Annotated in this window: 11 protein-coding genes; 3 read left to right on the forward strand and 8 right to left on the reverse strand. The window is 75.6% G+C overall.

Going from position 1 to position 11291, the window contains the following annotated elements; genetic code table 11:
• Positions 1–33 precede the first annotated feature (33 nt).
• Positions 34–1155 carry a DUF2510 domain-containing protein gene (locus AC2TEW_RS20710; RefSeq protein WP_484624809.1) on the reverse strand — a complete coding sequence of 374 codons (1122 nt, stop codon included), beginning with the start codon at positions 1153–1155 and terminating at the stop codon, positions 34–36.
• Positions 1156–1310: 155 nt separating this feature from the next.
• Between AC2TEW_RS20710 and AC2TEW_RS20715 the strand changes: the two genes are divergently transcribed.
• Positions 1311–1727, forward strand: a complete 417-nt coding sequence (locus AC2TEW_RS20715; protein ID WP_033825294.1) for an SsgA family sporulation/cell division regulator — start codon at positions 1311–1313, stop codon at positions 1725–1727.
• Positions 1728–1964: 237 nt separating this feature from the next.
• Here the strand turns inward: AC2TEW_RS20715 and AC2TEW_RS20720 are convergent, their stop codons facing one another.
• The 4 genes from AC2TEW_RS20720 to AC2TEW_RS20735 all read right to left on the reverse strand — a co-directional run bounded on the left by AC2TEW_RS20720 (position 1965) and on the right by AC2TEW_RS20735 (position 7646).
• Entirely contained in the window at positions 1965–3422 is a 1458-nt protein-coding gene (locus AC2TEW_RS20720; RefSeq protein WP_484624810.1) for a glycosyltransferase 87 family protein, read from the reverse strand.
• Positions 3423–3668: 246 nt separating this feature from the next.
• Positions 3669–5219, reverse strand: a complete 1551-nt coding sequence (locus tag AC2TEW_RS20725; RefSeq protein WP_484624811.1) for a glycoside hydrolase family 18 protein — start codon at positions 5217–5219, stop codon at positions 3669–3671.
• A gap of 319 nt (positions 5220–5538) precedes the next feature.
• Positions 5539–6924: a HAMP domain-containing sensor histidine kinase gene (locus tag AC2TEW_RS20730; protein WP_484624866.1), complete on the reverse strand. Its 1386-nt coding sequence runs from the start codon at positions 6922–6924 to the stop codon at positions 5539–5541.
• Between the two features lie 17 nt (positions 6925–6941).
• Positions 6942–7646 (reverse strand): response regulator transcription factor, encoded by a 705-nt coding sequence (locus AC2TEW_RS20735; RefSeq protein WP_484624812.1) that lies wholly within the window; start codon positions 7644–7646, stop codon positions 6942–6944.
• Between the two features lie 201 nt (positions 7647–7847).
• On the opposite strand from AC2TEW_RS20735, the gene AC2TEW_RS20740 reads away from it, so the two are divergent.
• The gene (locus AC2TEW_RS20740) at positions 7848–8390 is read left to right on the forward strand and encodes a hypothetical protein (protein WP_484624813.1); all 543 of its coding nucleotides are present in this window, start codon (positions 7848–7850) and stop codon (positions 8388–8390) included.
• 11 nt (positions 8391–8401) lie between these two features.
• On the opposite strand, the gene AC2TEW_RS20745 is transcribed toward AC2TEW_RS20740, so the two are convergent.
• The gene (locus AC2TEW_RS20745) at positions 8402–8953 is read right to left on the reverse strand and encodes a VOC family protein (RefSeq protein ID WP_484624814.1); all 552 of its coding nucleotides are present in this window, start codon (positions 8951–8953) and stop codon (positions 8402–8404) included.
• A 179-nt stretch (positions 8954–9132) separates the two neighbouring features.
• On the opposite strand from AC2TEW_RS20745, the gene AC2TEW_RS20750 reads away from it, so the two are divergent.
• Positions 9133–9615, forward strand: a complete 483-nt coding sequence (locus tag AC2TEW_RS20750; RefSeq protein ID WP_484624815.1) for an Lrp/AsnC family transcriptional regulator — start codon at positions 9133–9135, stop codon at positions 9613–9615.
• Positions 9616–9651: 36 nt separating this feature from the next.
• Here the strand turns inward: AC2TEW_RS20750 and AC2TEW_RS20755 are convergent, their stop codons facing one another.
• Both AC2TEW_RS20755 and AC2TEW_RS20760 read right to left on the reverse strand, forming a co-directional pair.
• Positions 9652–10449: a S16 family serine protease gene (locus AC2TEW_RS20755; protein ID WP_484624816.1), complete on the reverse strand. Its 798-nt coding sequence runs from the start codon at positions 10447–10449 to the stop codon at positions 9652–9654.
• A gap of 64 nt (positions 10450–10513) precedes the next feature.
• Positions 10514–11164, reverse strand: a complete 651-nt coding sequence (locus AC2TEW_RS20760) for an IclR family transcriptional regulator (RefSeq protein ID WP_033821679.1) — start codon at positions 11162–11164, stop codon at positions 10514–10516.
• Positions 11165–11291: the final 127 nt, after the last annotated feature.

An 11291-nucleotide genomic window follows, 5' to 3' on the forward strand; every position in this document is an offset into this window, starting at 1 on the left:
GCGGCAGGCGTCGGAGCCGCGGGAGCGGGAGCCTTAGCGGGGGCGGGAGCAGGAGCGGGGGCGGGAGCCGCAGGAGCCGGAACTGCGGGCTTCGAGCCTTCGGTCTCCGCCGCTGCAGCTCTCGGCGCTTCGGTTCTCGGCGCTTCGGTTCTCGGAGCTGCGGGCCGAGCAGCCGGGGCGGGCATCGGCGCCGCCTGGGCACCGGCGGGCGCGACCATGGCGGGCCCGGCGGTCACCGGCTCGACGGTCACCGGCCCGGCGGTCGCCGGCTCGACGGCGCCGGGCTCCGGCGCCGCCGTGACAGCAGGCTCCAGAGCGGTGGCGGCCGCGAAGGACAGAGCTGCGGGCTCCGGAGCGGACCCCGCAGCACCGCCGGCCGGCCGCCCGCCCTCCGCATCGCCCTCGACCGCCCCGTCCGCCTCGGCGGACCCGAGCACCCCCCCAGGACACCCATCTCGGTGCCGCGCCGGTCTCCAGCAGCCCGCGCTGCGCCGAGGGGTCGGCCCGCCAGCCGGACCCGTCCGCGCCGTTCGACGACTGGACCGCGAGCGGGGGCAGCGGCTCCAACCGGGGCTCGGGGGTGAACTCCGGGAGCGGGCCGGGCGCCGGCCGCCGGGGCTCGACCACGGCCCGCGGCCGCAGTTCGAGTTCGGCGTGCGGGGCCATGGTGAACGCGGCGCCGGCACCGGTCTGGTCGAGGAAGACCGGGCCGGTCTCGCCGCCCGGCCCGCCGCGACCACCGCCACGGCCGTCGAGGTCGCTGCCGTCGAGGTGGCTGCCGCCGCCCGCCGCACCGCCCTGATGGTCGCCCACATCGGCGCCAGGGCGGCCGTCCGCGGTGCCGTCCGCGGCCGGGGGCTGGACGACGGCCGGGGGCGGCATGTGCCGGGGCGGGACGACCGGCGGTGCCTGGCGGGCGGCGAAGGCCGGCGGCGGCAGGTGCTCGCCCTCGGCGGGCGCCCGTCGGCTGGTGCCGGGGACCCAGCCGGTACCGCCCCAGTAACGGACGAAGCCGGGAATGGAAGGGTCGGGGTAGTAGCCCGGCGTCGGGCCGGCGGCCGTGTCCGCGCCGGCGGCGAATGGCCGGTCCGTCATCCGTGCTTCCTTCGCGCCCGCACCGGGCCGGATCGAGTGGCGCAGGCGGAGAGTCGCCATGCAGTCACAAAGGGTAGTGCCTCGGGCGGGTGTTTCCGCTTGATTCCGCGGAAAAAGACCCCGCCGGAAGGTGTGTAAGAGATCGTGTGCACCGCCCTCTCTCCTTGTGGAGGGGCTGAGCGGCAGCCGCTCCGGAAGCGGAGAGGAGCACGGCCATGGAGCGGTACGTCGGCGTGGTGGAGCAGGAGCTCGACCTGGACCTGGTGCTGTCGCCCGAGCGGAGCGTGTCCGTCCCGGCCCGGCTGTCGTACGGGAGCCACGACCCGTTCGCGGTCCACATCACCTTCCACCTGGACACCGGGACGCCGGTGACCTGGGTGTTCGCCCGTGAGCTGCTGGTGGAGGGCACCTTCCGGCCGTGCGGCCAGGGGGACGTGCGGATCTGGCCGACCCGGTCGGGGCGGCGGAGCGTGCTGTGCATGGCGCTGAGCTCGCCCGCCGGGGACGCACTGCTGGAGGCGCCGCTGGCCACGGTGGCGGCCTGGCTGGAGCGGGCGCACCGGCTGGTGCCGCCGGGCGGCGAGCTGGGCGCGATGGACCTGGACGGCTCGCTCGCCGATCTGCTGGCGTGACCCCCGACCGGTGCGGTCCTCAGGCGCACGCCGTTGACGCGCGAGCGGGCCGCACCCCGGCCGCCCCCGCGCGGGCGGTCCCCGCACGGGTCGCCGACGCACGGGCGATCCGCGCGCGCGCAGGACAGGCGGCGCGAGCAGGACAGGGCGGCGCGGAGCGGGCGCGGCGGCGCCGCTCCCCTGCCACGGGGTTCCCCGCGCCGCCGGGCGAGCGGGTCGGGCCGGGCGTCGAACCCGCTAGCGCCGCGCCCCTGCCTCGGCCTGCGCCCCGGCCTCGGACTCGGCCTGCGCCTGCGCCTGCGCGTCGGACCGTACGCCGGACCGCGCCCGAAGGCGGGCGGCCGGTCCGGCGGGCCGCTGGCGCGGCAGCCGGATCAGCGGGGCCCCGGCGGCCCGGCGGCGGGCTCTGACGCGGAGTGCGGCCAGGGTGAGGAAGCAGATCCCGACGATCGGGTAGACGTCCGCGGGGAGCTGGTGCAGCGGCGGCAGGTGGAGGTCGAGGTCGCCCTTGTGGGGGACGACCCACATGCCGAAGGACAGGAACGCGAGCAGCGTGGCGCCGAGGATCGGCCGCCAGCGCAGTCGGCGGTCGGCCGCCGGCCGGGTGTGTTCGTGGGCGGCCTCGGCGGCGAGCAGGACGAGTACCGGGACGCACCAGACCCAGTGGTGGGTCCAGCTGATCGGGGAGATCAGGACCGCGGTGACCGCGGCGCAGCACACCCCCCAGGCCTCGGCGCGCGGGGTCCAGCGGGCGCTGCGGTGGGCCCAGGCGGCGACCGCGAGGCCGGCCAGGGCGACGGTGGCGCTCGCCAGGGTGGCGAGGGTGCCGGGGTCGGCGCTGTGCAGCAGCCGGGCCACGGCGCCGCGGACGGACTGGTTGTCGACGATCTCGGTCTTGCCGACCCGGGAGGAGTCGTAGAGGTACTTGGTCCAGAAGCCCCAGGTGGCGTCGGGGAGGACGGCGGCGCCGAGGGCGAAGGTGGCCAGGAAGGTGGCGCCGGCCACGAAGGCGGCCCGGATCCGGCCGGTGATCAGCAGGTAGACGGCGAACAGGCCGGGGGTGAGCTTGATCCCGGCCGCGATGCCGATGGCGACGCCCTTGCTGCGCCTGCCGTCGGGGCGGGTGAGGTCCCAGAGGATCAGGCAGGCGAGGGCGAGGTTGATCTGGCCGTAGCGGAGCGTGGTGAAGACCGGTTCCAGCCAGACGCCGAGCCCGGCGACCAGGACCACGCCGACGGGGCGCAGGTCACGCCGCGGCCAGCCGACCAGCTTGAAGGACAGGTGGGCGAGCACGGCGAGCAGGGCGACGTTCCCGGCGGTGATGGCGACCCGCAGGAACCCGATGCCGAACCAGGTGGTGGGGACGAAGAGCATCGCCGCGAACGGCGGGTAGGTGGCCGGCAGGCTCCACTCGGTGACGCGCAGCGCGTACAGGTCGTGGCCGCCGGCCACGGCGGCGCCCTCGGCGCGGTAGACGATCATGTCGACCATCGAGGTGCCGACGAAGTGCCGCACGGTGGCGTATGCGAGCAGGGAGAACAGGGCCAGCGCGGTGGCGGCGGTCAGCGGACGGCGCGGGGCGGTCCGCAGGGCCGTGAGCGGCGCGGCGAACGCGCGGCGCAGGGTTGCCGTCGGGGCATCGGGCTGTCCGGGACGCTGCGCGAGCGACCTGCGTTCCTCTTGCACCGTGCTCACGTCGTGCTCCGTCCGCTGGTGGGGCCAGCAAGCGACCTTACCGGACCTCTCCCGGGGGCCGCCCGGCCGCGGACCGGCGGCTGCGGGCCGGCGGCTGCGGGCCGTCGCGGTGCGGCCACCGAGGGTGGGCGGACGGCCGCCGCCCCCGGGCCGTGGCGGTCCGGGGGCGGCGGTGTCGAGGCGTGGGCGGCAGTGCCGCAGCAGGCGCGGCGGTGCCGTAGCAGGTGCGGCGGTGCAGCGTGCGGGTCAGCCGGTGTAGGCGCCGAGGGCGCGGGTGAAGTCGAGCGGCTGCTGGGCGATGCTGCTGCAGGTGGCGTCGGCGTAGGCCTTGGCGCCGCCGGGGCAGGCCTTGTCCCGGGTGCCGGACCACATGGCGAGCCAGGCCAGGTGCTTGGACTTGGCGAAGTCGGCGAGCTGGGTGGCGTCGGCGACGGTGAAGACCTCGGTGGCGACGTCGTTGACGCCGATCATCGGGGTGACCGCGACCTTGCTCCAGGCTTCGGCGTCGCCGAGCCCGAGCACGCTCTTGACCTGGGCCTGGGTGGCGGTGGCGGCGTCGATGGCGTACTTGCCCATCCGGCCCTGCGGGTTGGGGGCGACGCCGTCGCCGAAGTCCATCGCCATGATGTTCACGGCGCCGATCTTCACGCCGGCGCTCTTCGCCCCGGCGACCAGGTTGATGCCGTCCTGGGTGAGGCCGGTGGGCAGCGCGGGGAGGGTGAAGGAGACGTCCAGGGCCTTGCCCTTGGCGGCGGCGTTCTTCTGCAGCTGGACGATGGCCTGGGCGCGCCGGGTGTTGGCGGCGGTGTCGGCGATGGCGCCGCCCTCGATGTCGAAGTCGAGCTTGTCGAGGCCGTACGCGTCGACGGCCTTCTGGTAGGCGGCGGTCAGGTCGGCGGCCGAGGAACAGGCCGCGGCCAGCTCGCTGCCGTTGGCGCCGCCGAAGGAGGCGCGGACGTCGCCCCCGATCGCACGCAGGGCGCCGATCTGGCCCGCCACCGCGTCGGCGGACAGGTCGGAGACGCCGCCCCACTTCGGGGTGCAGCCGCCGCCGGAGACGATGAAGGCGAGGGTGAAGTTCTTCACCCCGCTCGCCTTGGCGGTGGCCACCAGGTCGTACGGCGGGTAGAGCGAGGTGTCGACGTACGGCGCGAAGCGGGCGGTGCCGCCTGGGGCCGGGGTCGGGGTGCCGGTCGGGGTGGCGGTCGCGGTGGGCTTGGGCGAGCCGGTGGGGGTGGCGCTGGCGGTGGGCTTCGGCGCGGGGGTGGAGGCGCTCGGCGAGGGGCTGGGGGCGGTGCTGGGGGTGCCGGTGGGGCGGCCGGACGGGGTGGGGGCGGGGCCGTTGCCGGCGGTGCAGGAGACGTTGTTGATCAGGCAGTTGCCGGGCTCGGCCTGGGCGGCGCCGGAGCCCTGGACGACGAAGCCGACGTCGACCGTGCGGCCGGGCTCGATCCGCTTGCTCCAGTCCTCGGGCTTCACGGTGACGTGGCGGCCGGCCACGGTGAAGCCGGCGTTCCACAGCGAGGAGACGGTGGCGCCCTCGGGCAGGTCGAAGCTGAGGGTCCAGCCGTCGATCGCGGCGGTGCCGGGGTTGTTGATCACGTACTGGCCGGTGTAGCCGCTCTCCCAGGTGCTGGTGCGGCTGTAGACGGCGCCGACCGAGGCCGCGCTGGCGGAGGAGGCGAGGGCGACGAAGCCGCCCGCGACGATCGCGGCGGCGACGGCCGAGGCGCCGATCAGGGTGCCCTTGCGGCTGCGGCGGCGGTGTCCGGTGCGGCGGGTGGGCTGGCTCGTCATGGTCGGCGTACCTCCGGGAGAGTGACCGTCGTACCCGGGGTGCGGACCCCGGCGCCGCAGACGCTAGCGAGCACGGAAGGGACGAATCGGGCAGCTGAGGGAGGGGTAGCGCTGGCTTAGGGCCGACTTAAGGAACAGCCCCGAAATCGCCCCACCCGCACCATCTGCCCCGCCCGAACCATCTGCCCCACCCGCACCGCCTGCCCTACCGGCACCGCCGGGCCCTCCACGGCTCGCACGGCCCGCCGCGGACCGCTCACCCCGGCCCGCGCACCGCGACCCCACGCCCGCGCGCCGCTCACCCCAGCCCGCGGACCGCTCACCCCAGCCGGCGCGCCGCGCCCGCGAACCGGCCGGCCCGGCGGCGCGGCCGGCGCGGCCCGGCGGCGTCCGCCCTGGTCTGGATCCGCAGCCGGATCTCCGCACCGCCGAGTCCCGCCGAGCGGCCGAGTGCGACGTCGCCGCCGGTGTCCTCGGCGAGCTTGCGGGCGATGTCGAGGCCGAGGCCGGTGGAGCCGTCGCCGCCGTGGCCGGTGCCGCGCTGGATCGCGGCGTCGGGGTCGGCGAAGCCCGGGCCGGCGTCGCCGACCAGGACGATCACCGAGTCGGGGGTGGCGGTCAGGTCGACCGAGAAGGCGGTGCCGATGGTGGTGTGCCGGAAGACGTTGCCGAGCAGCGCGTCCACGGCCGCGGCCAGGTCACCGCGCTGCACCGGGACCAGGACCGAGCCCTCGGCTCCGGCCAGCTGCCAGGGGCGCCCCTCGTCCTCGGCGAGCGCGGACCAGAAGCCGACCCGTTCGCGGATCACCTCGACGGCGTCGCAGCCGAGGGGGACTGCGGGTGCGTCGTCGGGGGCGCGCCGGGCGGAGCGGATGATCTGGTCGACCTCGCGCTCGAGTTGGGAGACGGCGTGCCGGGTCGCGTCGGCGGCGTCGCCGTCGCCGAGCGAGGCGGCGTTGAGCCGGAGCACGGTGAGCGGGGTGCGCAGGCGGTGCGAGAGGTCGGCGGCGAGTTCGCGTTCGGCGGCGAGCAGGTGGACGACCCGGTCGGCCATCGCGTTGAAGGCCAGGCCGGCCTCCCGCAGTTCCTCGGGTGCGCCCGCGCCCGGCCGGCCGTCGACGGGGTACCGGACGGCCAGGTTGCCCGCGCCCAGCGAGCGGGCCGCGCCGGCCAGCCGGCGGGCGGAGGTGACGATCCGGGCACCCATCCGGTCGGCCACCAGGACCGAGATGGCGACCAGCGCGAGGGCGACCAGGGTGAGCACCAGCCAGGCGGTGGTGACGCCGCGGGTGAGGTCGCCGTCGGCGACGTGCACCTCGACCACCGCGATCCGTCCGCCGTCGACGGCGACCGGCTGGAGCAGGGCGAAGCCGCCGGGCACGGCGACCGTGTACGAGCGGCCCTGCTTCTCCACGGCGGCGAGGCCGGCGGGGTCGGCCCGGCCGGTGCCGACCGCGGTTCCGTCCGGGAGGTGGACGGCGAGCCGGTCCCGGGCACCGGCGTCGGTGGAGGCGAGCGCCCGGGCGATGGCGTCCTGGTCGGTGGTGATCGCGAGGGCCGGGCCGAGGGCGGCGGCCTGGCGTTCCGCGGCGGTGAACGCCCGGTCCCGGGCGGTCTGCTGGACCATCAGGCCGAGCGGGATCAGGAAGGCCAGCGCCACCATGGTGGTGCCCGCCACCGCCGCCTTGATCATGGCCCAGCGCAGCGAGCGGGTGAACCGCCTCATGTCGCGGCGCCCGCCGACCCGCCCGGTGCCTCCAGCCTGACCCCGACCCCGCGCACGGTGTGCAGGTAGCGGGGGCTGGACGCGGTCTCGCCGAGCTTGCGGCGCAGCCAGGACAGGTGGACGTCGATGGTCTGGTCGCCGCCGTAGGTCTGCCGCCAGACCTCGGCCAGGATCTCCTTGCGCGGGACCACCACGCCGGGCCGGGCGGCGAGGAAGGCCAGCAGGTCGAACTCGCGCCGGGTGAGGTCGAGCGCCCGGCCGTCCAGAACGGCCTCGCGGCGCTGCGGGTCGATGGCGAGCCCGCCGACCCGCAGGACCTGCGGGGCGGTGACCCCGCCGCCGCCGAGGCGGCGCAGGACGGCGGCCATCCGGGCCGTCAGGTGTTCGGCGGAGAAGGGTTTCACCAGGTAGTCGTCGGCGCCGTCGTTGAGCAGCCGGACGATCTCGGCCTCGTCGTCCCGGGCGGTGGAGATGATCACCGGCACGTTGGTGACGCCCCGGATCATCTTGAGCGCCTCGCTGCCGTCCAGGTCGGGCAGGCCGAGATCGAGGATCACCAGGTCGCAGCCGACCTGGGAGACCTCGCGCAGCGCCTCCAGCGCGGTGCCGACGCTGCGCACGGCATGGCCCGACTCGGAGAGGTGCCGGATGAGGGCGGAGCGGACAAAGGGGTCGTCCTCGACCACGAGCACTGTTGCCATGGCCCTGCACGGTACGGCATCCGCCTCGATTGGTCTGTACCTCGGGTCCCGATCACCGGCCCGACGAGGGGTGCGGACGGGCCGTCAGGCCGCGGTCCGGCCCCGCGGGGGCCCGGACGGCGGTGCTTTGCGCAGGCTCTCTGCCGAATTGTCCGGCCCGCCGACCTGCGCTCGACCGGGATGCGGCAGGATGGGCGCGCTATGCGGAGCGGACTGGTTCAACTCGGCGCCTGGACGGCGGCCACCGGGGCAGCGGTGGCGCTGTCCTGGCTCGGCGTGCACGCGGTGCTGACGGACGCGGTGTCCGACCGGCCGGTGGCCGTGCCGCTGCCCTCCCCCACGGCGCCGCCGCCGGTCACCGCCGAGTCGATCGCCCCGGCGGCGTCCGGCTCCGCCCCACCGGCACCGAGCACGAGTACCGGCGCGAGCACGAACGCGAGCACGAGCCCGGGTGCCGGCACCGGTACGGGCGGGCCCGCCGACCCGGGTCGGGCGCCGTCGCGGCGGCCGAGCCCGAGCAGTTCGGTGCACAGCTACCTGGTGCCGGGCGGCCGGGTGGCGCTGGACATCCGGGCGGACCGGGCCGAGCTGGTCTCGGCGACCCCGGACGCGGGCTGGCAGATGCAGGTCTGGAACGGCGACCACTGGATGCGGATCGACTTCTCCCACCCCGAGGGCACCAGCTCGGTCTTCGTGACCTGGAACGGCCATCCGCCGGCCGTCCAGACCGTCCCCGCGCCGTAGGTGACGGCCGCTCAGCCGAGGAGCGAGGTGGTCGGCGGGCGCAGCCGGTCCGGGACCGGGGTGAAGCCGGGCAGGTACGGGCCGCGGTAGCGGGTGCGGTCGACCAGGGTGTGCCGGGCGGCCCCGGCGGTGGCGATCACCGCGAGCGCCACGGTGCCGTGGCGGTCGGTGAGTTCGTACGGTTCGGCGATCGGGGCGGCGCCCCGGTCGACCGCGTAGTCGAAGGCGGCGTAGGCGTCGGGGACCCGCAGCGCGAGGTCGACGATGCCCTCCCCGTAGCGGGCCAGGTGGTCCGCGATCAGGCGGCCGTGGCCGGTGAGCACCTGGACCACGGAGGTGAGCACGTAGCGGGCGGGCCCGGTCTCGAAGACGTAGGCGCAGGTCTCCGGGTTGCCGTTCTCCGGTCCCGAGTAGGCGGTACATCGCATCGCCAGGGTGGCCGAGTAGTAGTGCGCGGCCTTCCTGGCGTCGTGCACCGCGAGGACCACGGCGTCGGGGCCGGTGATCGGACGGAAGTCGTCGGCGGGTTCCTGGGTCAGCGGTGCGGCGGAGATCTCGGTCAAGGCGCTCCTCCCCGGTCGGCCCCGCGGCGCGGTGTGGGGGTCCGGGCGCGGGGTGTGGAGGGAGACTGGCCCTCGGCGGATCGATGCGCAACTGTTCCGATTCATCCTGGGCAAGGTGCGTGCCGGCACCCGAAAATGGCGGCAGCAGCTGGACAGTTTGCCCACCGGACGGAGCCCCCGTGCACTCCCCCAACGACGCGATCGACGCGCTCGACGGAAAGTTGATCAGACTTCTCAGTGAGGAGCCCCGGATCGGCGTGCTGGAGTGCTCCCGCCGGCTCCAGGTGGCCCGCGGCACCGTGCAGGCCCGGCTGGACCGGCTGCAGGCGCGCGGTGTGATCGGCGGTTTCGGCCCGCAGGTCGACCCGGCGGCGCTCGGCTACCCGGTGACGGCCTTCGCCACCCTGGAGATCTCCCAGGGCCAGGGCGCGGACGTGCGGGCGCACCTGGTGGCGGTGCCGGAGGTGCTGGAGCTGCACACCATCACCGGGCAGGGCGACATGCTGGTGCGGATCGTCGCCCGGTCCAACGCGGACCTGCAGCGGGTGATCGACCGGGTGGTGGGCTTCGACGGGATCGTCCGGGCCTCCACCGCCATCGCGCTGGAGAACCCGGTGCCGTACCGGGTGCTGCCGCTGGTCGAGCAGGCGGCCCGGGAGTAGCGCCGGGGCCCGCCGGGCCGGCCGGGCCGGCGGTGCTCAGCAGGCCGGGACGTCGCCGCCGTTCTTCAGCGCCTTCAGGGCCGCCACCGACTCGTCGATGGTGGTGACCGGGACCAGCCGCAGGCCGTCCGGGAGGTTGACCTTGGCGTCCTTGCACTCCTCGGCGGGCAGCAGGAAGACGGTGGCGCCGTCCCGCGCGGCGGCCTGGGTCTTCAGCGGCACCCCGCCGACCGCGCCGATCCGGCCCTGGTCGTCGACGGTGCCGGTGCCGGCCACGGTCCGGCCGCCGGTGAGGTCGCCGCCGGCGCCGTCGCCGGAGAGCTTGTCGATGATCCCGAGGGTGAGCATCTGGCCGGCGCTCGGGCCGCCGATGTCGCCGAGGTCGACGTCGACCTTGACCTGCCCGGGCGGCAGGTGCAGGTAGTTCAGGGCGGCCGTGGTGGCGGCGTCCTGGGACTCGGTCATCTGGCGGGTGGTCTCCTGCACCGCGTCGGCCGGGTCGGGCTCCGGGTAGACCACCGAGGTGGGCAGGACCGCCTCGTCGTCGTCCAGCCAGCCGTCCAGGGCCTGCCTGAGGCTGATCCGCTCGCCCGCGTTGGTCGCCGAGATGGTGGTGGCCCGCAGCTGGCCCTCGGTGGGCCGGGTGGGCGCGCCGGTGATCGTGATCACCGTGCGGCCCTGGTACGAGCCGAGGGTGTCGGCGGTGACCCCGGGCTGGGTCAGCGTGAACGGCAGCGGCGCGAACGCGGCCACCGCGAACAGCGCGACGACCAGCGCGCCGCACAGGCCGAGCGCGCGGGTCCTCGGGGCGGTGAGGGCCGGGGGAATCTTCACAGGGGACACACCTTCACGGGGGACACACCCCGCATCAAAACACACCCGGCCCGTCCCCCGGGCGCTACCTGAGTGCGTCGGCGACCTCGGTGGCGGCCTCCACGACCCGCGGGCCGACCCGTTCCGGCACCAGGCCGTTGAGCATCACCACGCCCACGCTGCCCTCGATGCCGCTCAGCCCTAGCAGCGCGGCCGCGGCGCCACTGGCACCGGACTGCTCCTCCGCGTGGGTGACGACGAAGCCGAGTTCGGGCCGGCGCTGGCTGGGGAAGGACCGGGCCTCCAGGATCGCCCGGCCGGCCGCGCTCTCGCTGAGCGGGTGCCGCAGGCCGGTCCGGTAGGCGACGTGGAAGTCGGTCCAGGTCGGCTCGACCACGGCCACCGCCAGCGCCTCGCTGCCGTCGACCAGGGTGAGGTGCGCGGTGGCGCCCAGGTCCTCGGCGAGGCTGCGCAGCGCGGGCAGCGCCGCCTCGCGCAGCAGCGGGTGCACCCGGTGGGCCAGCCGCAGCACGCCGAGGCCGACCCTGGCCCGGCCGCCGATGTCCCGGCGGACCAGTCCGTGCTGTTCCAGGGTGGCCAGCAGGCGGTAGACCACAGTCCGGTTGACCGCCAGCCGGGCGGCCAATTCGGTCACGGTCAGCCCGCGTTCGGAGTCGGAGAGGAGTTTCAGTACCCGGACACCTCTGTCCAGGGTCTGGGATGTCTCAGCAGTCACGACGCGCAATTCCTTTCCGCGGCGGTCACCGGTCCGACGTACTGCCGCACCGGGACGGAGGTGTCGCGCGCGAGTGGGTGTCCGCGCTGGAGCCACGTCCCGGCGCCATTGCCGGGCGGGGACTCTG

Source organism: Kitasatospora sp. NEAU-CNBT7 (assembly GCF_057220535.1).

What these genes read in the sequence shown, in the direction of transcription:
- AC2TEW_RS20710 (WP_484624809.1), bottom strand. Translation starts at nt 1,155, where the DNA reads ATGGCGACTCTCCGCCTGCGCCACTCGATCCGGCCCGGTGCGGGCGCG.
- AC2TEW_RS20715 (WP_033825294.1), top strand. Translation starts at nt 1,311, where the DNA reads ATGGAGCGGTACGTCGGCGTGGTGGAGCAGGAGCTCGACCTGGACCTG.
- AC2TEW_RS20725 (WP_484624811.1), bottom strand. Translation starts at nt 5,219, where the DNA reads ATGACGAGCCAGCCCACCCGCCGCACCGGACACCGCCGCCGCAGCCGC.
- AC2TEW_RS20735 (WP_484624812.1), bottom strand. Translation starts at nt 7,646, where the DNA reads ATGGCAACAGTGCTCGTGGTCGAGGACGACCCCTTTGTCCGCTCCGCC.
- AC2TEW_RS20740 (WP_484624813.1), top strand. Translation starts at nt 7,848, where the DNA reads ATGCGGAGCGGACTGGTTCAACTCGGCGCCTGGACGGCGGCCACCGGG.